The 24,529-nt window shown below is 73.5% G+C and carries 19 protein-coding genes; 6 read left to right on the forward strand and 13 right to left on the reverse strand.

Annotation, left to right across the window (positions count from 1 at the left end; translation table 11 throughout):
* The 3 genes from ACH436_RS19310 (at nt 1) to ACH436_RS19320 (ending at nt 2,446) form a co-directional block, all read left to right on the forward strand.
* A complete protein-coding gene (locus tag ACH436_RS19310; RefSeq protein WP_430561825.1) occupies nt 1-249 on the forward strand; it encodes a PspC domain-containing protein in 249 nt (82 codons plus the stop codon).
* Nucleotides 250-288: 39 nt separating this feature from the next.
* Complete coding sequence (locus ACH436_RS19315) at nt 289-813, forward strand: O-acetyl-ADP-ribose deacetylase (protein WP_430561826.1); 525 nt, start codon at nt 289-291, stop codon at nt 811-813.
* A 76-nt stretch (nt 814-889) separates the two neighbouring features.
* The gene (locus ACH436_RS19320; protein ID WP_430561827.1) at nt 890-2,446 is read left to right on the forward strand and encodes a DUF222 domain-containing protein; all 1,557 of its coding nucleotides are present in this window, start codon (nt 890-892) and stop codon (nt 2,444-2,446) included.
* Nucleotides 2,447-2,476: 30 nt separating this feature from the next.
* Here ACH436_RS19320 and ACH436_RS19325 read toward each other — a convergent pair whose 3' ends face one another.
* Nucleotides 2,477-3,970 (reverse strand): APC family permease, encoded by a 1,494-nt coding sequence (locus tag ACH436_RS19325; RefSeq protein WP_430561828.1) that lies wholly within the window; start codon nt 3,968-3,970, stop codon nt 2,477-2,479.
* Between the two features lie 203 nt (nt 3,971-4,173).
* Between ACH436_RS19325 and ACH436_RS19330 the strand changes: the two genes are divergently transcribed.
* A complete protein-coding gene (locus ACH436_RS19330; RefSeq protein ID WP_430561829.1) occupies nt 4,174-5,385 on the forward strand; it encodes a beta-ketoacyl-[acyl-carrier-protein] synthase family protein in 1,212 nt (403 codons plus the stop codon).
* A gap of 75 nt (nt 5,386-5,460) precedes the next feature.
* Here ACH436_RS19330 and ACH436_RS19335 read toward each other — a convergent pair whose 3' ends face one another.
* From ACH436_RS19335 to ACH436_RS19365, 7 genes are all read right to left on the reverse strand, one after another.
* Nucleotides 5,461-9,426 (reverse strand): LamG-like jellyroll fold domain-containing protein, encoded by a 3,966-nt coding sequence (locus ACH436_RS19335; protein ID WP_430561830.1) that lies wholly within the window; start codon nt 9,424-9,426, stop codon nt 5,461-5,463.
* A 43-nt stretch (nt 9,427-9,469) separates the two neighbouring features.
* Nucleotides 9,470-11,530 carry a TIM-barrel domain-containing protein gene (locus tag ACH436_RS19340; RefSeq protein WP_430561847.1) on the reverse strand — a complete coding sequence of 687 codons (2,061 nt, stop codon included), beginning with the start codon at nt 11,528-11,530 and terminating at the stop codon, nt 9,470-9,472.
* Between the two features lie 68 nt (nt 11,531-11,598).
* The gene (locus ACH436_RS19345) at nt 11,599-13,542 is read right to left on the reverse strand and encodes a glycoside hydrolase family 127 protein (protein WP_430561831.1); all 1,944 of its coding nucleotides are present in this window, start codon (nt 13,540-13,542) and stop codon (nt 11,599-11,601) included.
* Nucleotides 13,543-13,555: 13 nt separating this feature from the next.
* Nucleotides 13,556-14,374, reverse strand: coding sequence for a carbohydrate ABC transporter permease (locus ACH436_RS19350; protein ID WP_430561832.1), 819 nt, complete (start codon nt 14,372-14,374; stop codon nt 13,556-13,558).
* Nucleotides 14,371-15,336 (reverse strand): carbohydrate ABC transporter permease, encoded by a 966-nt coding sequence (locus ACH436_RS19355; RefSeq protein WP_430561833.1) that lies wholly within the window; start codon nt 15,334-15,336, stop codon nt 14,371-14,373. The genes ACH436_RS19350 and ACH436_RS19355 overlap by 4 nt, the downstream gene beginning before the upstream one ends.
* A 103-nt stretch (nt 15,337-15,439) precedes the next feature.
* Nucleotides 15,440-16,714: an extracellular solute-binding protein gene (locus ACH436_RS19360; protein WP_430561834.1), complete on the reverse strand. Its 1,275-nt coding sequence runs from the start codon at nt 16,712-16,714 to the stop codon at nt 15,440-15,442.
* Nucleotides 16,715-16,795: 81 nt separating this feature from the next.
* Nucleotides 16,796-17,818, reverse strand: coding sequence for a LacI family DNA-binding transcriptional regulator (locus tag ACH436_RS19365; RefSeq protein ID WP_430561835.1), 1,023 nt, complete (start codon nt 17,816-17,818; stop codon nt 16,796-16,798).
* A gap of 232 nt (nt 17,819-18,050) precedes the next feature.
* Between ACH436_RS19365 and ACH436_RS19370 the strand changes: the two genes are divergently transcribed.
* Nucleotides 18,051-18,656 (forward strand): DNA-3-methyladenine glycosylase I, encoded by a 606-nt coding sequence (locus ACH436_RS19370; protein WP_430561836.1) that lies wholly within the window; start codon nt 18,051-18,053, stop codon nt 18,654-18,656.
* Here ACH436_RS19370 and ACH436_RS19375 read toward each other — a convergent pair.
* Nucleotides 18,633-19,073 (reverse strand): hypothetical protein, encoded by a 441-nt coding sequence (locus tag ACH436_RS19375; protein WP_430561837.1) that lies wholly within the window; start codon nt 19,071-19,073, stop codon nt 18,633-18,635. The two genes, ACH436_RS19370 and ACH436_RS19375, sit on opposite strands and share 24 nt — an antisense overlap.
* Before the next feature lie 92 nt (nt 19,074-19,165).
* Here ACH436_RS19375 and ACH436_RS19380 point away from each other — a divergent pair, with 92 nt between their 5' ends.
* Complete coding sequence (locus ACH436_RS19380; protein WP_430561838.1) at nt 19,166-19,891, forward strand: ZIP family metal transporter; 726 nt, start codon at nt 19,166-19,168, stop codon at nt 19,889-19,891.
* Here ACH436_RS19380 and ACH436_RS19385 read toward each other — a convergent pair.
* The 4 genes from ACH436_RS19385 to ACH436_RS19400 form a co-directional block, all read right to left on the reverse strand.
* The gene (locus ACH436_RS19385; protein ID WP_430561839.1) at nt 19,888-20,364 is read right to left on the reverse strand and encodes a CatB-related O-acetyltransferase; all 477 of its coding nucleotides are present in this window, start codon (nt 20,362-20,364) and stop codon (nt 19,888-19,890) included. The genes ACH436_RS19380 and ACH436_RS19385 overlap by 4 nt on opposite strands.
* 226 nt (nt 20,365-20,590) lie before the next feature.
* Nucleotides 20,591-20,989 (reverse strand): VOC family protein, encoded by a 399-nt coding sequence (locus tag ACH436_RS19390; RefSeq protein ID WP_430561840.1) that lies wholly within the window; start codon nt 20,987-20,989, stop codon nt 20,591-20,593.
* A 118-nt stretch (nt 20,990-21,107) separates the two neighbouring features.
* Nucleotides 21,108-22,982, reverse strand: a complete 1,875-nt coding sequence (locus ACH436_RS19395; protein ID WP_430561841.1) for a glycoside hydrolase family 2 protein — start codon at nt 22,980-22,982, stop codon at nt 21,108-21,110.
* A 100-nt stretch (nt 22,983-23,082) separates the two neighbouring features.
* Entirely contained in the window at nt 23,083-24,234 is a 1,152-nt protein-coding gene (locus ACH436_RS19400) for a LacI family DNA-binding transcriptional regulator (RefSeq protein ID WP_430561842.1), read from the reverse strand.
* Between the last annotated feature and the right edge of the window lie 295 nt (nt 24,235-24,529).

Genomic DNA, 24,529 nt, shown 5'->3' on the forward strand with positions numbered 1-24,529 from the left:
ATGACCACACCGACCCCGACCCCGTATCCCCAGCCCGCTCCCGCCCCGAGGCGCAAGCTGTTCCGCCCCAAGCACGGCCGGGTGCTCGGCGGCGTCTGCGCCGGCCTGGCCGACTACCTCGGCTGGAGCCGCGGCCTCGTCCGCGTGCTCTCCGTGGCGTCGATCCTCATCCCCGGCCCGCAGGTGCTCGCGTACATCGTGCTGTGGATCCTCATGCCCGACGAGGACAAGGCCCTGCGCTCGGCCTGACGCCCCGCCCGACACGCACGAGACCCATCAGGAGGAGCCGTGCAGCTCACCCTCGAACGCGGCGACATCACGACGGTCGCCACGGACGCGATCGTCAACGCCGCGAACTCGTCGTTGCTGGGCGGCGGCGGGGTCGACGGCGCCATCCACGCCGCGGCGGGCCCGCGCCTGCTGGAGGCGTGCCGCGAGCTGCGCCGCAGCACCCTTCCCGACGGCCTGCCGGTCGGCGAGGCCGTCGCCACGCCCGGCTTCGACCTGCCCGCCGCGTGGGTGATCCACACCGTCGGGCCGAACCGGCACGCCGGGGAGACCGACCCCGGGCTGCTCTCCTCGTGCTTCACCCGCTCGCTGGACGTCGCGGCCGACCTGCGCGCCCGCACGGTCGCCTTCCCCGCCGTGAGCGCGGGCGTCTACGGCTGGGCGCCCGACGACGTCGCGCGGATCGCCCTGGAGGCCGTGCGGTCGTGGGACGAGGCCAACCCCGCGGCCGTCGACGAGGTCCGCTTCGTCCTCTTCAACGACTCCCTGCTCACGTCCTTCCAGCAGGCGCTCGCCGCCGTCTGACCTGCCCGGACGGTTGTCCACAGGCGGTTGTCCACACCCTTGTGGCGGGATCTCCATGGGCGCTAGGGTCGAACACATGTTCGAACTCCTGCCAGGTGTCGCCCGCGACCTCGGCCCGGTCGCGCCGCGCCCGGCGGGGCCGTCGCTCGCGACCGTGTCCTCCGCGATCGACGACGTCGTCGAGATCCAGCGGCGGGTCGACGCTCTCGAGGCGACCAGGCTCGTCGCGATCGAGCGTGCCCGCGTCGCGGCCCTGCGCGCGGAGGACGCGCTGCTCGCCCACGACGACGTCGAGCTGAGCCGAGCCGGAGCGGCGCGGCGGCACGACCTCGCGCGCCGCGCCTTCACGGCCGACCTCGCCACGGCGCTGCACCTCACCGAGCAGGCCGCCTCCCATCTTCTCGACACCGCGCGCACCCTGGTGGTGGAGCCCGGCGCGCCGGGCCACGCCACCCTCGACGCCCTGCGGCACGGGCGCCTCACGCTGGCGCACGCCACCGCCGTCGCCGACACCCTGGCCGATCTCCCGGACCCTGATGCGCGCGCTCTGGTCGAGGCTGCGGTGCTGCCCCGTGCCACGACCTGCACCGTGCCACAGCTGCGCCGGCGCCTGCGGCGCGCCCGGGACGTCGCCCACCCGGAGCCGTTCGTCGAGCGGCACCGTCGGGCGGCGGAGGCGCGAGCCGTCTACGTCGACCCGGGTGCCGACGGCATGGCCTGGCTCACCGCCCACCTGCCCGCGCACGTCGCGCACGCCGCCTACGACCGGCTCACCCGCGCCGGCCTCCGCACGAAGGAGGCCGGGGACGGACGCACCCTCGCGCAGCTTCGCGCGGACGCCGCCGCCGACCTGCTCCTCGCAGGGCAGGACGGCGACCAGGACCTGCGCGACGACGAGACCACGAGCGGCGGCAACCCCCGCACGCGCAACGGCCGGGGCGACGCACCGACGACCGACGAGACGCCGCCCCGCACACCCCTATCCCACGGGCCGCAGCACCGCGCGCCGGTGCCGGGGCTGGCTCAGATTGCCCGACGCATCGTCCCGAAGGTGGCGGTGACGGTCCCCGTGCTGTCCATGCTGGGCGCGTCCGACGCGGCGGCCGACCTCGACGGCCACGGGCCTGTCGACGCGGAGACCGCGTCCGTGCTCGCCGCCGCGGCGCCCTCGCTACGCCGGCTGCTGGTCGACCCGGTCGACGGGCGGGTGCTCACCACCGACCCCGGCACGTACGCCGTACCCGCCGCGCTGCGCGCGTTCCTCCAGCAGCGCGACGGCGTCTGCCGGTTCCCGGGCTGCACGCGCACGGCGGCGCGGTGCGACGTCGACCACGTGGTCGCGTGGTCCGCCGGCGGGCGCACCGTCGCCGACAACCTGACGCACCTCTGCCGCCACCATCACGTGGTCAAGCACCAGACGGCGTGGCACAGCCGGCTCGCACCGGACGGCACCGTCACCTGGACGTCACCGACCGGGCGCACTCACCACGACCCTCCGACAGACCCCACCGGCCCGGGCGCGCCCGTCGCCCGCGCGGCCGAGCGTCCAGCCCCCGAACGTCCAACCCCCGGGCGCTCAGCAGCCACCGATCCCGAGAAAGCTCCGCCCGATGCCGACACGCCCTACCTCTGACGGTGCTCGGCCGATCAGGCCCCCGCGCGCTCAGCGCTTCGGGTAGCCCGCCTGCGGCTTGTCGGCGTCGAGCTCCTCGACGTCCTCGAAGTGGATCTGCCGGTGCTTCACCGTGCGGTTGTACAGCCAGGTGATGAAGGACAGCACGAGGCCGACGGCCAGCAGGCCGCCCGCGATGACGTACTGCTCCTGCTGCTCCTCGCTGCGCGCCCACGGGCCCGCGAGGAAGGCGCAGGTGACGGCGCCGAGCAGCGCGATCCACGTCTTGGTGCGGAAGTGCTCGTGCTGCACGGGCTTGCGGCGCAGCACCAGCAGCGCCACGTTCACCACCGCGAACACGGTGAGCAGCAGCAGCGACGTCGTCCCCCCCAGCAGGCTGATCGCGTCCGCTCCGGCCTCGGTCGCGCTGGCCCGGACCACGTAGATGATGAGCCCGAACGAGATCAGCGTGGTCACGATGATCGACACCCACGGCGTCTTGCGGGTGCGGTGCACCCTGCCGAAGCTGCGCGGCAGCACGCCCTGGTGCGCCAGGCCGTACAGCAGGCGCGACGCCATGAGCATGTTGATGAGCGCGGAGTTCGCGACGGCGAACATCCCGATGAACGGGAAGATCGTGTCGAACGGCAGGCCCGGCGCGCCGGCGGCCACCACCTGGGTGAGGGCGGAGCCCTTCGAGTCGTCGGCCAGGTCACCCACCGGCACCAGCGCGACGGCCGTGATCGCGACCAGCACGTAGATCAGCCCGGTGATCGACAGGCCCGTGAGCATGGTGCGCGGGAAGTCCTTCACGGGGTCGCGGCACTCCTCGGCCATGTTCACCGAGTCCTCGAAGCCGACCATCGCGAAGAAGGCCAGCGTCGTCGCCGCCGTCACGGCCAGGAAGACGCTCTTGTCGTCGGCGCTCTCGAAGACGACCACCCGGGAGAAGTCGGCGCGCCCCTGGGTCATGCCCCACATGCCGACGAAGATCACCATGAGCAGGCCGGACAGCTCCACGAGGGTGAGCACCACGTTCGCCTTGACGCTCTCGCCGACGCCGCGGAAGTTCACCAGCGCGACCAGCGTCATGAACCCCAGCGCGATGAGCAGCAGCCCCGCGCCGCCGGGCTCGAGGCCCAGGCCGAAGCCGTCGTTGAGGAACCCGGCGAACGCGTTCGACGCCGTCGACGCCGACGTGATGCCGGAGCACATCACCATGAACGCGATGATGAAGGTGACGAAGTGGATGCCGAACGCCTTGTGCGTGTACAGCGCGGCGCCGGCGGCCTGCGGGTACTTCGTGACCAGCTCCAGGTAGGAGAACGCGGTGAGGGTCGCGACCACGAACGCGATGAGGAAAGGCGCCCAGGCGGCGCCGCCCACCTCGCCGGCGACCTGCCCGGTGAGCGCGTAGACGCCGGTGCCGAGGATGTCGCCGACGATGAAGAGCAGCAGGAGCTTGCGGCCCATCACCCGCTTGAGGCCCGGCTCGGGGGCGGCGCCGCCCGTCCCGCCGCCGGCCTGGTCGATCGTCTGGCTCATCGCGACCTCCTGGATCCTGCTGTGGACCGTGCTCTCGCGTGGCGCGCCCGCCCCCCTCGCGTCGTCGCGCGGGCCGGCCGTCCCCCCATGGAACCGCGCCGGGGCCGGACCTGCATGGGCGGCGCGCGGACGGGCAGGGCAGAGTGGCGCCCACAAGGTCTCGCACGGTGCGGGTGCAGGGGGCAACCGGACTGACGAGGAGCATGCGGGTGCGACGAACGGTGGTCACGGGTGCGGGGGCGGTCACGCCCGTCGGCGGCACGGTCGAGGAGACGTGGGCGGCCCTGCGGGCCGGCGCGAACGGGGCCGGCCCGATCACGGAGGCGTGGGCCGGCGCGCTGCCGGTGCGCATCGCCGCGCGGGCGGACGACGCCTTCGCGGAGGGACTGAGCGTCCCCGAGCGCCGCGCCCGCGACCGGGTCGAGCAGCTGACGCTCGTCGCGGGGCGCGAGGCCTGGGCGTCGGCGGGCCTGCCGGAGGTGGACCCCGCCCGGGTCGGCGTGTCCGTGGGCACGGCGCACGGCGGCATCGCGACCACCGTCGCCATGCAGGACGTCCTCGGCACGGCCGGCTACCGCCGGGTCTCGCCGCACACCATCACGATGGCGATGGCGAACGGACCTGCGGCCTACCTGTCCCTCGCCCTGCGGGCCAAGGCCGGCGCCCGCGCACCGGTGAGCGCGTGCGCGGCGGGGGTCGAGGCGATCGCGCAGGGTCGCGACCTGATCCGGTCCGGGGCGGCGGACGTCGTCGTCTGCGGTGGGGCGGAGGCCAGCATCGTGCCGCTGTCCCTCACCGGGTTCGGCCGCGTGCGGGCCCTGTCGACCCGCAACGAGGAGCCGCTGCGCGCCTCCCGCCCGTTCGACGCCGACCGCGACGGCTTCGTCATGGGCGAGGGGGCCGTCCTGTTCGTCCTCGAGTCCGAGGAGCACGCCCGCGCCCGCGGCGCGACCGTGCTGGGCGTCGTCGAGGGCGCGTCCCTCACCTCCGACGCGTTCGACATCGTCGGCGGCGACCCCGTCAACCAGGCCCGGACCATCACGCTCGCGCTGCGCGACGCCGACCTGGACCCGGGCGATGTCGGGCTGGTGCACGCCCACGCGACGTCCACCCCCGCCGGCGACGTCACCGAGGCCCGGGCGCTGCGCGCCGCCCTCGGCAGCCCGCCCGCCGTGACCGCGACGAAGGCGTCGACCGGGCACCTGCTCGGGGCGTCCGGGGCCCTGGGGGCGCTGGTCGCGCTGCTCGCGCTACGCGACGGCGTCGTACCGCCCACCCTCAACCTCGACTCGATCGACCCGGGCGTCGACCTCGACGTCGTCACCACGCCGCGCCCGACCGCGGCCCGGCACGCCCTGGTCGACGCGTTCGGGTTCGGCGGGCACAGCGCCGCGCTCGCGCTGTCGCGGGACTGACCTCGACGTCGTACCCGCTGACGGCTCGCGCAGGGGCAAGCGACAGCGGGTACGACGTCGATCAGCGGCGAGCGGTCAGCGGCACGCCTCCGCGTCGTAGGCGTGCGTCGTCGAGACGCCCCCGGCGGTGACGGTCACCTCCCCGGCATCGAGGGACCGGCCGCTCGCGGGGAACGGCTGCGTCCAGGACTTCCCCGGCCGCAGGCCGTCCCTGCTCCGCTCCGCCCCCAGCGCGGCGACGGTCACGCCGGTCCGCTCGTCGGACTCGTTGGTCACCGTGACCTCGACGAACGGCTTGGCGCCGCGGCACTGGGCCTCGACCTCGACGGAGACCGGGCTCGTCGCCGACGGGAGCGCGGCGCTCAGCGGCGAGACGGTGATCCGGTCCACGATCGGCGCCTCGTCGGCCTCCAGGTTGTAGTCCGCCGGCCACGTCTCGGACGCGTACGACTCGCCGTCCCAGTTGGTCGCCTCCTCGGAGCGCCACGTCACCGTGTTCTCGCCCTCCGCCAGCTCGAGGACGACGGTGCGCTCCCAGAAGTTGTTCGCGTGGAACGTCGGCACGAACATCTCGCGCTGCGGCTCGCCGCCGTTGACGATCAGGTCGGCGTGCCGGGCCACCGGGTTCGGGTTGTAGTGCGTCCCGTCCACCTGCTCCGGGTTGGAGAACCGGACGACGACCGCGTGCGGGCCCGCCTGGTCGGCCGTGACCCGGAAGGTCAGCGTGTTGTCGTTGCCGGGCTCCCCGCCGACGCCGGAGACGGCCTTGCCGCCCTCGGCCAGCGGCAGGTCGACGACGGCCGCGTCGCCCGCGAGCTCGGCGTCCTCCGCCTGGTAGGCGGTGACCGCGAGCGCCCCGGTCCCGGCGGCGACGGTCAGCCGGTCGAGGACGAGCCCCCCGGCGCCGCCCGTGACGACCACCTTGTTGACCCCGCCGCGCAGGTGCGCGGCGACCTGGCGTGCCGTGTCGAGGTCGAGCACGTCGTGGCCGTTGACGGTCAGCGTGCCCGCGCCTGCACCGAGCAGGTCCGCGCCGAGGGTCGCCTCGGCGTCGGCCGCCCCGTACACCCAGAACGTCGCGCTCTCGCCCTCGGCGAGCGCCACGGCGCCCGCGCCGGAGAGGTCGCCGGGAACGACGCCGTCGGGCAGGTCGTCCGCGGCGAACACCGTCCGCCCGCCATCGAGCGACGCGTGCTCGGCCTCGTAGACCGACGTGGCGGCGTCGGGGTTCGGCAGCGCCAGCGTGATCCGGTCGACGATGGCGTCGCCCTGTGTCGCGCCGCCGTCGAGCCCCTGCGCCGCGAGGGAGATGGTGTGCGTTCCCGCGGTGAGCTCGACGGTCGTGTCGGCGTGGTCCCAGACCACCCACTTGTAGCCGAGCGGCAGGAACAGCTCCTGCTCGGCGGCGCCGTCGACCCGCACGAACACGTTGGTCGGGCCCTGCTCCGTCACCCGGTCGAAGGTGTTGAGGCTGTTCGCGAAGACGGACAGGTCGTAGGTGCCGTCCTGCGGCACGGTCACCTCGAAGTCGAGCACCCCGTCGGAGCCGGTGCGCAGGCCGCCGACGTCGTAGCCGCCGGAGGTGTAGAACTTGCCGACGTCCGCGGGCGAGCCCTCGGGGCCGTTCTTGGAGTAGCCCGAGCCGGTGTACGTGGCGTCCTCGGCCTCGTAGCTGCCGTCCCACAGCGTGGGCGCGGCGCTCGTGGAGTGCCCGACGCCGGCGGGAGTCACGACGATCTCGTACGCCGACGCCTCGCGCAGCAGCGGCAGCCCCTCGCCGTCGAAGGCCACGGACACCTTCCCGTCCACGACCTGGGCGGTGGTCTCCGCGAGGTGGCGCGGCTGCGTCGCGTCGCCGAGCTGGCCGGTCCAGGGGATCTCCCGGACGGTGACGCGGACCTCGTCGCCGAACACGTCCGCCGGCACGTTCACCAGGTCCACCGGCGCGGCGCCGTCGGCCCCGCCGAGGATGGTGCGCGAGACCTTGCGCTCCTCGTCCAGGCTCGACACGCCCTGGAGGGTGTAGTTCTGGCCGGGGAACGGCGGGGTGACCTCGACGGTGTGCCCGCTCATCTGCGCGTACGCGTTGTACAGCCACCACTGCCCGTTGCCGCGGTTGGACTGCACGGCGGAGTCCGACAGGTTCCCGTTGATGTTCCAGAAGGCGATCATCGCGTCCACCTTCGAGTCCTCGATGGCGGACATCCACTGGATCATCTGCCCCGGCACGGACGTGTGGTAGTTGAACGCGTACTCGTTGACGTTGACGGGCAGCTCGGTGCCCTCGTGCTCCGTCCCGGCGAACGCCTCGGCCTCCCACCCCCGGTAGGTCGCGACCGAGGTGCGGATCTTCTCCGGGTGGGACAGCTCGTGCCAGGTGATGATGTCGGGCACGGTGCCCGCCTCGACCGTGTGCGCGAGGAAGCCCTGCATCTGGTCGAACAGCACGCTGGTGCCGGGCCCGGCGACCCGCATGTCGGGGTAGCGCTCCTTGATGGTCCGGTACGTGGTGTCCCAGGCGGCGAAGTAGTCGGTCGGGTCGTCGAGCCAGGACGTGCCGTCGAGGCTCCACTCGCCGGTGCCGAACATGTTGCCCTCGGGCTCGTTGAACGGCTCGATGACCAGGTTGTCGCGGACGTCGGGGTCGAGGTCGGCGATCATGTCGAGCTGCCCGTCGAGCACGCGGGCGTAGTCGGCCAGCTTTTCGTCCGGGGTGTCGCCGGGCCACTGGTACGGGAACCCGCGGTAGTAGTCGGTCACCCGCAGGTAGACGTCGCCGTCGGTGGTCTCGGCGAGCTGCCGGGTGACTTCCAGCGCGTCGGAGCCGGGGTGCTGCGCCCCGTCCTGGGCCTTGGTCGCCACCGAGCGCACCCCCATGCCCTCGACGAGGTTGTCCGTGGGCATCCCGTCCGCGTACAGCCCGTACAGCAGGCCGGACGCCCCGCCCTTGAACGCGCCGGTGTCCGAGCCGAGGTCGACGGTCAGCTCGCCGCGGTGCACGGTCACGGTGGCGGTCACCGCGACCGCGTCCTCACCGGACCCCGCCTCCCCCGGCACGGTGAACTCGCCGGGCTGCGCGTACTGCGCCGGGTCGACGTCGTCCCAGGTCACGGGCACGTCGCGGTCGTAGCCGTCGGAGAAGGACGCCCGGACGGCGGCGGGCAGGTCGGGCGCGGCCTGCACCATGGTGCGGACCTCGAACGTGTCGGTGGACAGGGCGGTCATGGGCGGGGACTCTCCTACGAGCTCGGCCACCTGGTCGGGCGCGAGCGCGCTGCGGTAGACGCGGAAGTCGTCGACGGCGCCGTCGAACAGCGGGTCCGGGTAGAACGACTTCCCCAGGAACCCGGCGGCCGTCGCGCCGTCGGCGAGGAGCTGGCCGGCGCTGATCGAGGTGGGCGACGACGCGACGGCGACGCCGTCCAGGTACGTCGTCACGCGCCCCGCCCCGGGGTCGGACGAGGTGTCGAGCGTGGTGGTGAGGGTGACCCAGTCCCCGGCCTTCAGGGGGCCGTGGCCGTTCACCGTCGCCTCGCCGCCCCCGCCGTTCGTCGTGACGGCGGTGCGCAGGTTCCCGTCGCCGTTCGACGGCGTGGTGAACAGGTAGCGGGTGGTGTCGGTGCCCAGGTCGTAGACCCGCTGCCACGCGCCGCCCTCGCCGTCCCAGCGCACGCGGGCGGACACCGTGAGGTCGGTGGCGCCCTCCAGGGCGCCGCGGGGGATGGTCACGTAGCCGCCGCCGGAGCCGCCGGGCAGCTCGAGCGCCTGCGTGCCGTCCTCGGCGTCGACCAGGGACGACGCGCCGCTGATCGTGCCGTCGAGCCCGTTGCCCGACGAGTCGGGGACGGTCGTGCCGTCCACGTCGTCCATCGTCCAGTGCAGGTCCGGCGCGGGGAGCGCCGTCTCGGCTCCGGCCGTCGGGGCGGCGAGGGCCGCCGTCCCGCCGGCCAGCGCGATGCTGACCGACAGCGCCGCGGCGGTGCGCCGCTGCGTGCGTCGTGCGGGGTGTCGCGCAGTGCGACCTGAAGGTGTCGTGCTCATCGTCGAGTGCCTTCCTTCTCGGGGTGGTGTCTCTCGGCGGTGCTCAGGCTCCGGGTGCCACGCGGCCGGTGGTCCGTCCCACGACCTCGGGGAGCGCGCCGTCGCGCAGGAACACGGGGACGACGTCGAGCGGCGCGTCCACGCGGACCGTCGCGCCGCCGTCGTGCACCGTGCCCGTGGCGGCGTCGGTCCACCGGGCGCCCGTGGGCAGGTAGACCTCGCGCTCGCGCGCCCCGGCGGTGATCACGGGGGCGACGAGGACGTCGGGTCCCAGCAGGTACTGGTCGTCGACGTCCCACGCGCGCGGGTCGTCGGGGAAGTCGTGGAACAGCCCGCGCATGACGGGTTGGCCGTCGGTGTGCGCGGCGCGCATCACCTCCCGGAGGTAGGGGCGGAGGGTCTCGCGCAGGTGGACGTACCGCTCGAGCACCCGGTACACGTCGTCGCCGAAGCTCCACAGCTCGTTGGGCCCGCCGGAGCGCAGCCGCCGCGAACCGTCCGCGGCGGTGACCTCCTCGTACGGGAGCCGGTCGCCGTGCAGGCGCATCACCGGGCTGAACGCGCCGACCTGGAACCAGCGCACCAGCAGCTCGTGGAACGCCGGGTCGGCGCCGTCCCCGGCGTGGAAGCCGCCGATGTCGGTGGTGAACCACGGGATCCCGGCGACCCCCATGTGGATGCCGGCCGTGATCTGCCGCGCCAGGTCCTCCCACGTGGAGGAGATGTCGCCCGACCAGACCAGGGCGCCGTAGCGCTGGCTGCCCGCCCAGGCGCAGCGCAGCAGGTTCACGACCTCCTGCTCGCCGGCCGCCGTCTGCCCCTCGAACACCGCCCGCGCGAACGCCTGCGGGTAGACGTTGCCCACCCGCTGGTACGGGCCGAGGTGCGTGCGGTAGGCGTCGTGGTCGTAGACGCCGAACTCGGGCTCCGCCTCGTCCAGCCAGTAGGTGCGCACGCCGTGCGCGCCGTAGTTGCGGGCGAGCGTGTCCGCCAGCCAGGTGCGGGCCTCGGGGTTCGTCACGTCGAGGAAGACGCTCGGGCCCTCGAACGACATCTGGACGTCGACGCCGCGGTCCGAGCGGACCAGGAGGTTGTTCCGGCGCAGGTGGGCGAAGTTCTCCGACTCCAGGGAGACCTGCGGCCAGACCGACACCATGAGCTCGACGCCGAGCTCGCGCAGCTCGTCGACCATCGCGGCCGGGTCGGGCCAGAACTCGTCCTCGAACCGGTAGTCGCCCATGTGCGGCCAGTGGAAGAAGTCGGCCACGATGACGTCGAGCGGCAGGCCGCGGCGCTGGTGCTCCCGCGCCACCTCCAGCAGCTGTTCCTGATTCCAGTACCGCAGCTTGCACTGCCAGAACCCCAGGCCGCGCTCCGGCATCATCGGCGCGTGCCCGGTGGCGTCGGCGTAGTTCCGCGCGATCTGGGACGGCGTGGCCCCCGCGGTCACCCAGTAGTCGAGCTGGCGCGTGGACTCCGCGTGCCACTCCGTACGATTGCGTGCGAACGTCGCGCGCCCGATCGCCGGGTCGTGCCACAGGAAGCCGTAGCCCGCGCTCGAGACGACGAACGGCACGCTCGCCTGCGAGTTGCGGTGCGCCAGCTCGAACGTGGAGCCCTTGAGGTCCAGCACGTGCTGCTGGTACTGCCCCATCCCGGCGAGCCGCTCGTGCGGGTCGGCCTCGAACGACGCCGTGAGCACGTGGCCGTCGTCGCCCGGCCGGGGCCGCAGGTGCCGCGCCCGCAGGTCGAGCGAGCCGCCGCGGCCCAGCTCACGGAAAAGGAGCCGCCCGTCGGCGTCGTAGAACGCGAGCTCGCAGCGGGACACCTCGTAGCCGACCGGCTCGTGGAACCACGACGACGTCGTGAGCTCGACGCGCAGGGCGCCGTTGACGAGGGTCGCGCCGTCGTCGCGGACCTCGACGGTCGCGCCGGCGTGCGCGGCCGGGTCGGGCGGCAGCAGCGCCCAGTCGGCGTCCTCCACGTCGCCCATCACCGTGGCGCGGACCCGGACGCTGTCGCGGCCCCACGGCTCGACGACGAGCGTCTCGCCGCCTCCGCGCCAGGTCAGGCGGGCGCCGTCGGCGGTGAGGTCGGGGGTGATGTGGGCGTTGACGTCGGCGCTGGTCTGCTGGTCGGTCCGGGACACCGGCTCTCCTTCGGGCAGCTCTGTCAGACGGTCGGGACGAAGACGCGCATGGTCGACGGGCCGCGCTCCGCCCAGCGGTGGTAGGGCACCAGCGGGACGTCCACGGCGTCGGACGACGTCGCCGGGCCCGCCGGTCCCGTGGCGGACGGCGGGGTGCCGTCGGAGCCCTCGGGCAGGGGCACGACCCGCGCCCGCACGAGCGCGCCGTCGTCGTGCGCGCGGGGGGCGACGTCCGGGTCGAGCCGCACCTGTTCCAGCGCGACGCCGTCCGGCAGGTCCACCGACTCCAGCGCCAGGACGAGAGGCCCGCGCTCGACGGCGACCGTGCCGCGCTGGGCGTCGACGCGCGGGTCGGGCCAGGTCAGCCGCGGCGCGACGGGCAGGTCGAGCGTGACGACGTCGCCCGCGCGCAGCGGGCCGGGCACCTCCGCCCAGCCCGGCGCGACCGTCGTCGTACCGCCCCCGGGGACCGAGAGCGTGGCGCCCGCCGCCCAGTGCGGCACCCGCAGGCGCAGCCCGACCGGGCCCGCCGGGACCTCGACGACCGTGACGCGCACGGCGCCGTCGGCCGGGTACGCCGTGTCGACGCGCAGCGCCAGGACGCCGCCCGCGACCTCGGCCCGCAGGTCGCCGGCCGCGTACTGGGCGAGGGTCACCACCGGCGCGTCGCCGCCGGCCGTCCCGCCGCCGTCGTCGACGAACGCCGCGTACGCCTGCCACGACGCGAGGGTGCGCGCCACGTTGGTGGGGCAGCAGGAGACGTCGAACCAGGGCGCGCGCACGCCGCCCTCGGCGCGCGGGTTGACGGCGTCGGGCAGGACGTCCGCGCCGGGCTCGCGCTGCTGGAGCGGGTTCGCGTAGAAGAACGCCCGGCCGTCGGCCCGCGGCGACGTCGCGACGACGTTGAACAGCGTGCGCTCGACGAGGTCCGCGTACCGCACCTCGCCTGTGGCGAGCAGGAGCCGCCACGACACCATGACCGACGCGACGCCCGCGCACGTCTCGCAGTACGCGCGGTCCGGCGGCAGCTCCCAGTCGTCGCCGAAGCCCTCGTCCTGGTGCCGCGAGCCCATGCCTCCCGTGAGGTAGGTGCGGCGCTCCACCGAGCGCGCCCACTGGCGCTCGACGGCGGCGCGCAGGTCGTCGTCGTGCGTGTCCACCGCGACGTCCACCGCACCGGCCGCGAGGTACAGCGCCCGCACGGCGTGCCCCCGCCAGACGTCGGCGTGCCGCACGGGCACGTCGTCCTGGAAGTAGGCCGGGCCGAGCAGCGCGACGGGCGCGAGCGTGCCGTGCCCCCGCCGCTCGACGAACAGGCGCGCCTGCTCGGTGTACCGCGGCTCGTCGAGCGCCCGCCCGAGCTCGGCCAGCCCCACCTCGATCTCGGGGTGGCCGCAGATCCCCGGGGCGCCGTCCGCGCCGAACTCCCGGCAGACGTGGTCGGCGGCGCGGCGCGCCACCTCGACGAGGCGGTCGTCCGGCCCCACGGCGCGGACCCTGGCGACGGCCGCCTGGAGCAGGTGGCCGGTGCAGTAGAGCTCGTGCCCGGACGACAGGTCGGTGTACCGGCCGGGCCGACCGGGGTGCCCGAAGCAGGTGTTGAGGTAGCCGTCGTCGTCCTGCGCGGCCGCCACCCGGTCGACGACCTTGCGGAACGTCGCGTCCACGGCGGGGTCGCCCGTCCGGCCGTGCTCCCAGGCCAGCGCCTCGAGCAGCTTGTAGACCTCCGAGTCGGAGAACTGCCAACCGGGCCGGTCGGGCCCGGTGGTGCCGGCGGCGACCCGGTCGAAGTTCGCGAGCCAGCCGAGCCGCTCCATCCAGTCCAGGCAGTGCTGGAAGGTGGCGCGCGCATTGGTCTCCTGGAGGCGGCCCCAGAAGCCGCCGTCGAGCGTGAGGTCGCCGACGCCGAGGCCGCGGCGTGGTCCGGGCGCGTCGACGGGGCGGACGCGGGAGGAGGTGAGGGTCATCGGGCTTCTCTCGTCAGTCCTTGACGGCACCCGCGGTGACGCCCGCGGCCACGTAGCGCTGCGCGACGACGAGGAGGATCGCCGCCGGCACGGAGGCGACGACGGCCGTGGCCATGATCGCGTTCCACTGCGTGGTGTTGTTGCCGATGTAGTTGTAGATGCCGAGCGTGATCGGGATGAGGTCGCCGTTGCGGTTGAGCGTCGAGGCGAAGATGAAGTCCGACCAGGCCCACAGGAACGCGAACAGCGACACGGTGATCGTGGAGTTGCGGCTCAGCGGCACGACGACGGACCAGAAGGTGCGCCATGCGCCCGCGCCGTCCACCCGCGCGGCCTGCAGCAGCTCGCGCGGGATGCCCGACATGAAGGCGGTGAACAGCAGCACGCCGAACGGCACCGCGATCGTGGAGTCCGCGACGATCAGCCCGCCGACCGTGTTGAGCAGGCCGAGCCGGTTGTAGATCGCGTAGAAGCCCATCGCCATGACGACGGCGGGGATCATCTGCGCCACCAGGAGCAGGAAGTTGAGCGTGCGCCCGCCGCGCAGGTGCAGCAGGCCGAGCGCGTACCCGGCCGGCGCCGCGATGAGGACGGTGAGCACCACGCACCCGAGGCCCACGAGCAGGCTGGTGCCGAGCGCGGGCAGCTGCTGGTCCAGGACGGCGGAGTAGCCCTCGAACGTCGGCTCCCAGGGGAACCAGTGCGGCGGGTCGGAGCGCAGGTCCCCGGTCTGCGTGAGGGAGACGTTCACCATCCAGTAGACGGGGAACAGCATGATCGCGGTGAAGAGGACGCCGAGCGCCGTCTTCCACCAGCTGCGACGCGTGCTCATGAGTCCTCCTGTCGACGCTGGAGCTGCAGGTGCAGGAACCCGAAGACGAGCGCGACGAGGATGAGCACGTTGCCCACCGCCGCGGCCGGGGAGAAGTCGGGCTGGCCGGTGCCGAACGCCTCGCGGTACGACCAGACGGCGAACGTCGTGGAGGCGTCGCCCGGCCCGCCGGTCGTCATGATCCAGATGACGTCGACGACCTTGAGCGTGTAGATGAGGCCGAGCAGGATCGTGATGAGGGAGACGGGGCGCAGCAGCGGGAACGTGATGCTCCAGAACTGCCGCCACGCGCCGGCGCCGTCGAGCGACGCGGCCTCGTAGACCTCACCGGGGATGTTCTGCAGCCCCGAGTAGAGGATGACGAGGTTGAACGGGATGCCGAGCCAGATGTTCGCGATCGTCACCGACAGCAGCGCCGTGTCGGGCGAGGTGAGCCAGTTGATCTGCTCCGCGCCGAACGCGCCCAGCACCGAGTTCACGATGCCGTTGTCGCTGTTGAGCATCCACGCCCAGGTGGACGCGGAGACGATGAGCGGCAGCAGCCACGGGACGAGGAACATCGCGCGCAGCACGCCCGAGAGCCGGAAGCTCGACCGGAAGAAGACCGCCAGCGCCAGGCCGATCGCGAACTGGAAGACGATCGAGCCCACCGTGAACAGCACCGTGTTCGTCAGCGCGGTCGGGAACGTCGACGAGGCGAACACCTCGGCGTAGTTCTCGAAGCCGACGAACTCGGCGTTCCCCTGCACGAACGCGCGGATCGTGTAGTCGTGCAACGACAGGTCGACGTTGCGCCACAGCGGGTAGGCGTAGAAGAGCACGAGGTAGACCAGGAGCGGTGCGGCGAAGCCGACGGCCGCCCACTGGGTTGCGCTCGGGCCATGACGTCGGCGCGGCCGGGGCGGCGCCTGACCCGCGCGCGGCGGCTTGCCCGCCGCGCGCGTGACCTCGGTGGTGGTCATACAGGTTTCCTTCGTCAGTCCTTCGTCACGGTCGTCGATCGCGCCCGGAGCGACGTGTCAGGCGTACGGGGCACCCGGGTGCCCCGTACGTCTGACAGGTGCGTCACTTCGTGCCGGACTCCGCGTCGGTCTGCGCCGTCTTCAGCGCGTCGGCCGGCGTGGCCGAGCCGGACAGGGCGTTCTGCACCGCCGTCCACAGAGCCTCGGAGATGATCGGGTAGTCGGTGCCGAGGCCGTCGCTGGTGCGGCCCTTGGCGTTCTGCACCGCCTCGACCCACGGCTCGAGCTCCGGCTTCTCCTCCAGCAGCGCCTGCTGCCCGTCCGCCGTCGGCGGGATGTAGTAGGCGAACGTGTTCGCCGTCTCGACGAAGCCCTCGGGCGTCGTCATGCACTCGACGATCTGGCGCGTCGTCTCGTAACGTTCCGTGTCCTGCTGCACCGGGGCCACGATGAACTCGCCGCCCGTCGGCGCCGGGGCGACGCCGCCGTCCTTGGCCGGCAGCTGGACGATGCCCGTCTCGAAGTCGGCCTCGGCCGCGCTGTTCACCTGCCACGTGCCGTTCTCCACGAAGCCGAAGTCACCGGTGAGGAACTCCTCCCACGTGGTGTTCTGCGAGTTCTGGATCACCGAGTTCGGCGCGTAGCCCTCGTCGAGCCAGCCCTTCCACAGCTCCAGCGCCTCGACCGCCTCCGGCGAGTCGAGGTCCGTGAGGTCGGCCCCCGAGCCCCAGAACCAGGGCAGGAACTGGAAGGAGCCCTCCTCCGTGCCGATGCCCGCGAAGGTGATGCCCTTGTGGCCGGCGTCGGTGACCTTCTTCAGCGCCGCGGTGAGCGAGTCCCAGTCGGTGACGGACGCCGGGTCCACGCCCGCGTCCTTGAGCACGTCGGCGTTGTAGTAGAGCGACAGCGTGTTGGCGCCGATCGGGATGCCGTACGCCGCGCCGTCGACGACGCCCGCGTCGAGCAGGTTCTGGTCGATCGCCGAGGTGTCCAGGCCGAACTCGTCGACCGTGGTGAGCATGCCCGTGTCCGCGAGGGTCGAGACGGCCGGGTTGTCCAGCAGGATGACGTCGGGCGACGTGCCCTCCTGCGCCGACAGCAGCGCCTGGTTGGTCAGCGCGGTGGTGTCGTAGGCGGTGCGCTCGATGGTGACGCCCGCCTCTTCGCCGCACGCCTGGACGCGCTTGGTCCAGTCCGAGGCCTCGTCGTGCTGGGGGTACGGGTCCCACCAGGTGTAGGTGTCGTCGCTCGCCCCCGACGCGCCGGTGCCGGGCGAGTCGGACGACGAGCAGGCCGTCAGCGAGCCGACGGCCGCGAGGGCGGTGAGCGCCGCCAGGGCGACGGTCCTGCGCGGGGCGGAGCGGGTGAGGTGGTGCATGGCGGTTCCTCCTTGAACGGGCCTCGAACCGTCGAACCGGTTCGACGGTGTACGTCGGTGCTGGGGTCGTCTGGTCGGTGGTCAGCCCTGGCGAGGGGCTGCGGTGCTGCCCCGGTCGACGAGCTCGGGCGAGACGAACCGCACGACGTGCGGCTCGGCGGGTCCCGCCTGCCCCTCGATCCGGCGCACCAGCTCGCGCACGGCCATGCGGCCGAGGCGGTCGGGGGCGCTCTCGATGGACGAGTAGGGCAGGGAGAAGGTGCGGGCGAACTCGTCCGAGTAGCGCCCGACGACGGACAGGTCCGCCGGCGCGGACAGCCCGCGCTCGTGCAGCACCGTGGGCAGCGCCGCGGCCGCCGCCTCGTTGTTGATGAGCAGGCCGGTGGCGTGCGGGTGCGCGTCGAGCAGCGCGTGCAGCTCGCGGCCGACGTCGGGCTGGCTCGACGGCGCGAAGACGGCGTGCAGCGTGATCCCGCGCACCCGCGCCGCCTCGAGGGCCGCGTTCTGCAGGCGCCACACGTAGGCGCCGCCCCGCTCGACGACGTGCTCCGGCTGGGAGACCAGCACCAGCTCCCGGTGCCCCAGGCGGTGGAGGTGGTCGACCATGAGCCGGCCGGCCTCCTCGAAGTCGAGGTCGAACACGTCGACGCCCGTGCAGTCGGCGGGGAGGCCGACCAGGGCGCCCGGCTGAGGTGCGTCGCGCAGGATCGGCAGGCGGTCGTCGTGCTCGGCCACGTTGAGCAGCACGATCCCGTCGACCATGCGCGAGTCGGTCATGCGCCGCAGGGCGTTGCGCCCGTCGGACTCCGTGGCCAGCAGGATGTCGTACCCGAGCTCGCGGGCCGTGTTCGAGACGCCGAGCATGTACTGCAGCATCGCGGGCGCGAACTCGTCCTCGAGGAACTGCGCGAGCAGCCCGATCACCCGCGTCTGGGACGTGGCCAGCGCCCGGGCCCCTGCGTTCGGGGTGTAGCCGAGCTCGCGGACGGCGTCCTCGACGCGGCGGCGCACGTCGGTCGAGATCGCGCGCTTGCCGGACAGCGCGTACGACGCCGTGCTGCGCGAGACCCCCGCGACCCGCGCGACGTCCCCGATGGTGGCCACCGTGCCTCCTGATCGTCCTCGACTGTTCACATCCTTGCGAACCGGTTCGACAGTAGCGTGGGCGGCGAGCTCGGCACAAGAGGTCGCGAGGGGTGAGTTTCCGCCGCTGCCTCTCGCTGGGGCCCGTGCGCCGTCGAACCGATTCGCTCGTTGGCCGATGCCTTTCGGTGCAGGAAGCGTCGCCTGTGGATGACCGGCGCCCGGTGTCGGCAGCAGCGGGCAGGCTGGGGGCATGACGACGACCACCGACCCGGATCCCGTCGCCGCCCGCTGCTTCGGCGACGGCGACCCGCTGTACGAGGCGTACCACGACACCGAGTGGGGCGTGCCGGTGCACGGCGAGGCCGCGCTGCTCGAGCGGATCGCGCTGGAGGGGTTCCAGTCCGGCCTGTCGTGGATCACCGTGCTGCGCAAGCGCCCCGCGTTCCGGGAGGTGTTCCTCGACTTCGAGCCCGAACGCGTCGCCGCGCTCGGCACGGACGACGTCGAGCGGCTCCTCGGCGACGCCCGGATCATCCGCAACCGGCAGAAGATCGAGGCCACCATCGGCAACGCGAGGGCCGTGCTCGCCCTGCACGACGACGGCCGCACGCTCGACGAGCTGTTCTGGTCGTTCGCGCCGCCCGCCCGCGAGCGCCGGCTCCACGGCTGGGACACCGTCCCGGCCAGCACCCCCGAGTCGGTGGCGCTGGCCAAGGCGCTCAAGAAGGAGGGCTTCCGCTTCTTCGGCCCGACGACGGCGTACGCGGCCATGCAGGCCTGCGGGCTCGTGGACGACCACCTCGCGACGTGCCCGGTGGTCACGGGCCGCCGGTCAGCGGCCGGCAGCGCGGCGTAGCGCGGCGAACGCCCCCGTCGACCAGAGCGCGAGCGCGACGAGTGCCGGCTGGAAGAACAGCCGGGCGAACCGCTTGGCGTCGGTGTCGAGCCCGAAACCGTCCTGGTGCTCGAGCCACTGGCCGACGTTCCCGGGGAAGATCACCACGAAAAAGGCTGCGACGAGCAGCCCGACCGCGACCTTCCACCGGGGCAGCAGGACCAGGGAGCCTCCCAGCACGATCTCGACCACGCCGGACGCGAGGACGGTGACGTCCTCGTCGACGGGGAACCAGGACGGCACCTGAGCACGGAACTCCTCGCGGGCGACCGTGAGGTGCGTGACGCCTGCGCCCGCGAGCGCCAGCCCCAGGGCCACCCGGCCGAGGGTGCGGGGCGTCGAGGTGCGGGCCGGGCGGGCGAGCTCCTGCAGGTCCATGTCGCGATGCTCGCAGCGCCGCCGCCGGTCCGCACCCGCGACGCCGGGGTTCCGGCCGGGCGGGGGCAGCGCCGACCTGGTGCAATGGCCGGGTGCTGGGATTCTGGTGGGGCCTGGTCGGCAGCTCGTCGCTGCTGATCGGCGCCGCCCTCGTCCTGTGGCGGACGCCGAGCCGGCGGCTCACGGGCCTCGTCATGGCGTTCGGCGCGGGCGTGCTCATCAGCGCGGTCGCGTACGACCTGGTCGAGGACGCGTCACGGGCGGCGAGCGGCTGGGTGCTGCTCGCCGGGCTGGCCGCGGGGGCGCTGACGTTCTTCGTCGGCGACCTGCTCATCGACCGGCGCGGCGGCCGCGACCGCAAACGGTCCACGGGGGCGCAGTCGGCGGGATCGGGCGGCGCCATCGCGCTCGGCACCGTGCTGGACGGGGTCCCCGAGTCGGTGGTGCTGGGTTCCACGCTGGTGGGCGGCGGCGGGGTGAGCGTCGCGGTGCTCGCCGCGGTGTTCATCTCCAACCTGCCCGAGGCGATGTCCGCCACGGTGGGGCTGCGCCAGGCGGGCACGTCGACCGCCCGGCTGGCGTTGCTGTGGGGCGGCACGACCGTCGTCTCCGCCGTCGCCGCGGGCATCGGCTACGCGGTGCTGGGCGCCGCCGACCCGGTGACCATCGCCGTCGTGCAGGCCTTCGCCGCCGGCGCGCTGCTGACCATGCTCGTGGACACGATGATCCCCGAGGCGACCGAGTTCGGCGGCCCCGTCACCGGGCTCGTCACCGTGCTCGGCTTCGCCACCGCCTTCGGGCTGTCGGCCCTGGGCTAGGTCCTCGGGCCGGCGCTGCCGACCTGCGCCGCCGCCTCCTCGAGCTCGGCGACGGTGCCCGCCATGATCGTCCGCACGTGCGCGGTCACGTGCTCGACCGGCCAGTCCCACCACGCCACGGCGAGCAGCCGCGCGACGTCGTCGGCGTCGTGACGGGTCCTCAGGAGCCGGGCAGGATTGCCGCCGACGATGCCGTAGTCGGGCACGTCGCGCGTGACCACGGCGCCCGCCGCGACGATCGCCCCGTGGCCGATGCGGACGCCGGGCATGACCGTGGCCCCGTGGCCGAACCAGACGTCGTTGCCGACCACCGTGTCGCCGCGGCCGGGCAGGCCCGTGATGAGGTCGAAGTGCTCCGCCCACGCGCCGCCCATGGTGGGGAACGGGAAGGTGGACGGCCCGTCCATGCGGTGGTTGGCGCCGTTCATGATGAAGCGCGTGCCCGTCCCCAGCGCGCAGTACCGGCCGATCACGAGCCGCTCCGGGCCGTAGCTCCGGGCCGTAGTGGTAGAGCACGTTGCGCGTCTCGAAGGCGGTCGGGTCGTCCGGGTCGTCGTAGTAGGAGAAGTCCCCGACGTCGACCAGCGGCGAGGTCACGAGCGGCTTGAGCAGGACGACGCGCGGCTGGTCGGGCATCGGGTGGAGCACCGTGGGGTCGGGCAGGACGGGAGGCATGACGACGACAGCTCCTCTCGTGGGTCAGGACTCGGTGGGCGCGAGCGTGCGCACGACGTCGAACTCGTTGCCCTCGGGGTCGGCCATGACCACCCAGGTCCGGTCGGCGCCCTGGCCGACGTCCGCCCGCGTGGCGCCGAGGTCGAGCAGCCGGGCCACCTCGTCGGCGGTGCTGCGGTCGACCGGGCTGATGTCCAGGTGGAGGCGGTTCTTCACGGTCTTGCCCTCCGGCACCCGGGTGAACACCATCGTCGGCGGCATCTGACGGGCTCGGATGTCGTCGACGGTCGGCACCCACGAGGCGATCTCGACCATGCCCTCGCCCCGGTCGAGCACGGTGAAGTCCAGGACGGCGCACCAGAAGGCCGCCAGGCGCTCCGGGTCGTGGCAGTCGATGTTCAGCTCGGTGAACCTGCTCGTCATGACTCTCCCTCGAGCGCGTGCCTGCGGCGACGGACGTCGCGGGAGCGATCCTGGCACACCCGATGGCGGACGGCGGCCGGGGACAGGTGGCCCCGGCCGCCGTCGGGCGGCGACGGCGTCAGACCGCCGCGCGGTCCGCCTCCTCGACGGCCGCGACCTGCTGCTGCACCTCGCGGACGCGGGCGACGTCGAGCTTCTCGGAGCGGTCGAAGCGGTAGATGCCGTTCTGCTCCTGGAAGACGTCGGTGAGCTGCGTGTAGCAGTAGCCGAACATGAGCGGGTCGCCGAGCAGCACGTCGGTGAGGCCGCGGAACCGGGCGTGGAACTCCTCCTCGTCCGCGACCCGCTGGCCGTAGCCCCACGACTCGGCGGTGTCGTTACCCGCGGCGGCCGCCGCCTGCGGGTTCCACCAGATGCCGCCGTACTCGGAGACGAAGTAGGGCTGCCCGCGGTAGGGCAGCGACATCGCCGCGTCGGGGCGGCGGTTCTCGTACGGCGCGCCGTCGGCCAGCCCGGACATCTGCCGGGCGAACTCGGCCGGGTCCTGCTCGTAGCTGTGCGAGTCCCAGACGTCGGTCTCCAGCACGCGGTGCGAGTAGCCGCTGGCGTCGATCACCGGGCGCGACGGGTCTGCGAGCTTGGTGGCGAGGAACATGCCACGGGTGACGTCGTCGAGCACGGTCAGCCGGTCGTGCAGGTCCTGGTGCGTCTCGTTGAGGGGGCACCAGCCGACGATCGACGGGTGCGAGTGGTCGCGCTCCAGCACCTCCAGCCACTGGGTGGTGAACGACGCGGTGGGCTGCTGGTTGTGGCCGACGGTGCCCTGCCCGCTCACGCCCCAGTCGCCGAACTCGCCCCACACGAGGTAGCCGAGGCGGTCCGCGTGGAACAGGAAGCGTTCCTCGAAGACCTTCTGGTGCAGGCGCGCGCCGTTGAACCCGGCCTCCAGGCCGAGCTCGATGTCGCGCACCAGCGCGGCGTCGGACGGCGCCGTCATCAAGGACTCGGGCCAGTACCCCTGGTCGAGCACCAGGCGCTGGAAGACGGCGCGCCCGTTGATCCGCACGGCCTGGCCGTCGATCGCGACGGACCGCAGGCCCGCGTAGGAGTCGACGGCGTCGACGAGCAGGCCGTCGCCGTCGCGCAGCTCCACGCGCAGGCCGTACAGGTGCGGGTCCCCCGGGCCCCACAGGCGCACGCGGTCGTCGGGCACGACGACGCGCAGCGCGGGCGCGAGGTCGACGTCGGCGCGCGCGGTCGCGGTGGCGACGACGCCGTCGGCGTCGGTGAGCGTCGCGGTCACGGTGTGGCCGGGCCGGTTCGCGGAGAGAGGCAGCACGACGTCGAACGCGCTGCTCGCCACGTGGGGCGTGATGCGCGGGCGGCGCAGGTGCGCGGCGGGCACGGGCTCCAGCCAGACCGTCTGCCAGATGCCGGTGGTGCGCGTGTACTGGCAGTGCGTGTTCGCGTACCAGGTGGCCTGCTTGCCGCGGGCCTGGCGGGCGTCGCGCGGGTCGCGGGCCCGCACGATGACGGTGACCGTGTCCCCCGGGGCGGCGACGCCGTGCAGGTCGGCGGTGAAGGGCGAGAACCCGCCGCGGTGGCGCACCACCTCGGTGCCGTCCACCCACACGGTGGTGTCGTGGTCCACGGCACCGAAGTGCAGCAGCACGTGCGTGTCGGCGCCGTCGACGGCGGCCCACTCGGCGGGGACGGTCACCTCGCGGCGGTACCAGACCGCCTCGAGGAAGTCGGTGTCGCCGACGCCGGACAGCTCCGACTCCGGGGCGAACGGCACGGTGATGGCGCCGGTGAGCTCGCGGTCGCGGAGCCCCCGCTCGAGCCCGGAGTCGCCGCGGTCCAGCTCGAACTGCCAGGTGCCGTTGAGGTTGAGCCAGCGCTCACGCACCACCTGCGGGCGGGGGTACTCGGGGCGAGGGACGTCGATGCCGCCCGGAGCGGACGGCGGGTCGAGGTGGGGCGGGAAGGACATCGCGGGCTCCGTTGCATCGTCGTCGAGAGAGCGGCGGCCGGGTCCAGCGTCGCCGCTGCCCTGAGTGGACCACAGGACCACCCGACGATGCAACGTTGAATCAGCCTCGTGCTGCGCGCGTGCTCTCGCGGACCAGCAGCCGGTGCGGCACCACCAGGTCCACGACGTCGGGGCCACCGCCACCCGGCGCGGCCGCGCCGGAGGCCAGGTCGAGGTCAGACGTCGAGGCGGGATCGATCCGGCCCACCAGCCGCTCCACGGCCGCCTCCGCGATCGCGCTGACGTCCGGGGCCACGGTCGTCAGCGACGGGTTCGCGTATCGTCCGTCCTCCGTGTTGTCCCAGCCGGCGACCGCCACGTCGTCGGGCACGCTGATCCCGTTGGTCCGCAGCGCGAACACGGCACCCAGCGCGAGCTCGTCGTTGGCGCACACGAGACCGTCGATCTCGCCCGTGCGAGCGAGCACGGCCCCGACGGCAGCGGCCCCGTCCGCGCGCGAGAACCTGCCGCCCGGCAGGATCCAGCGCTCGTCGACCGTGACCCCCGCCTCCGCGCAGGCGGCGCGGAAGCCTCGCAGCCGCGGCGCACCGGTCCGGGCGAGCGCCTCGGGCTCCGCACCCAGGAAGCCGAGCCGACGCCGGCCCGACGCGACCAGGTGCCGGGTGACCTCCTCCGCCGCCGCCACGTTGTCGATGCTCACGTGGTCGGTGCGGCGGCCGCCGGCCAGCCCGGGATCGTCCCGCTCGCCCAGGAGCACCATCGGGGTCGCCCCTCGGAGCCCCGAGATCTCGGCCGGACCGAGGGACAGCGGCGAGAAGACGATCCCGTCGATCGCATGGACGGCGAACCCGCGCGCGACCTCGAGCTCGACGTCCCGGTCCCCACGGGTCTCCTCGATGAGCACGCGGTAGCCCCGGGCCCCGGCGACCTCGATCATGACGTGGGCCAGCTCGGCGAAGTACGGGGCGTGGATCCACGGGACGGCCAGGGCGAAGGTCCGGGTCCGGCCCTGGCGCAGCTGCCGGCCCGCGAGGCTCGGGCGGTACCCGAGCTCCGCGATGACCCCCTCCACCCGCGCCCGGGTGGCCTCACCGACGCGGCCCGTGCCGTTCACGACGTTCGACACCGTCTTCCACGAGACCCCGGCGGCCGCGGCGACGTCCTTGATCCCCGGCGACCTGACCCGCCCGCGCCCTGCGCCCCGGCTCGCGCCGTCCGTCGTGCCCTGCTCGACCACTCGTCCCCCTCGCACCCGCCGGCCACCTGGGCCGGTCCGCGCGTCACCTCTTGACGGCGACGCCTTCCGTAGTTCATCGTGATCCAACGTTAGACCGCAACGTTGCACCACGGGTCGAGGACGACCCCCGAGAGATCGGATGCGCAGTGACCGTGACCGGTGAGCCGATGGCGGCGACACCCGACGCGCCCCGCCAAGACAGCGTCCGCGGCGCCGCCAAGCGCCGTCGTGAGGCGGGTGCGGGGTTCGCGTTCTTGTCGCCGTGGTTGGTGGGTTTTGTGGTGTTGACGGCGTTCCCGATGGTGGCGTC

This window comes from Isoptericola sp. NPDC019693, from assembly GCF_044389085.1.
GTDB lineage: Bacteria > Actinomycetota > Actinomycetes > Actinomycetales > Cellulomonadaceae > Isoptericola.

Coding starts and splice junctions, on each gene's coding strand:
- ACH436_RS19310 (WP_430561825.1), top strand. CDS start 1: ATGACCACACCGACCCCGACCCCGTATCCCCAGCCCGCTCCCGCCCCG.
- ACH436_RS19395 (WP_430561841.1), bottom strand. CDS start 22,982: ATGTCCTTCCCGCCCCACCTCGACCCGCCGTCCGCTCCGGGCGGCATC.
- ACH436_RS19335 (WP_430561830.1), bottom strand. CDS start 9,426: ATGAGCACGACACCTTCAGGTCGCACTGCGCGACACCCCGCACGACGC.
- ACH436_RS19390 (WP_430561840.1), bottom strand. CDS start 20,989: ATGACGAGCAGGTTCACCGAGCTGAACATCGACTGCCACGACCCGGAG.
- ACH436_RS19375 (WP_430561837.1), bottom strand. CDS start 19,073: ATGGACCTGCAGGAGCTCGCCCGCCCGGCCCGCACCTCGACGCCCCGC.
- ACH436_RS19350 (WP_430561832.1), bottom strand. CDS start 14,374: ATGAGCACGCGTCGCAGCTGGTGGAAGACGGCGCTCGGCGTCCTCTTC.
- ACH436_RS19360 (WP_430561834.1), bottom strand. CDS start 16,714: ATGCACCACCTCACCCGCTCCGCCCCGCGCAGGACCGTCGCCCTGGCG.
- ACH436_RS19330 (WP_430561829.1), top strand. CDS start 4,174: ATGCGGGTGCGACGAACGGTGGTCACGGGTGCGGGGGCGGTCACGCCC.
- ACH436_RS19370 (WP_430561836.1), top strand. CDS start 18,051: ATGACGACGACCACCGACCCGGATCCCGTCGCCGCCCGCTGCTTCGGC.
- ACH436_RS19320 (WP_430561827.1), top strand. CDS start 890: ATGTTCGAACTCCTGCCAGGTGTCGCCCGCGACCTCGGCCCGGTCGCG.
- ACH436_RS19325 (WP_430561828.1), bottom strand. CDS start 3,970: ATGAGCCAGACGATCGACCAGGCCGGCGGCGGGACGGGCGGCGCCGCC.
- ACH436_RS19355 (WP_430561833.1), bottom strand. CDS start 15,336: ATGACCACCACCGAGGTCACGCGCGCGGCGGGCAAGCCGCCGCGCGCG.
- ACH436_RS19345 (WP_430561831.1), bottom strand. CDS start 13,542: ATGACCCTCACCTCCTCCCGCGTCCGCCCCGTCGACGCGCCCGGACCA.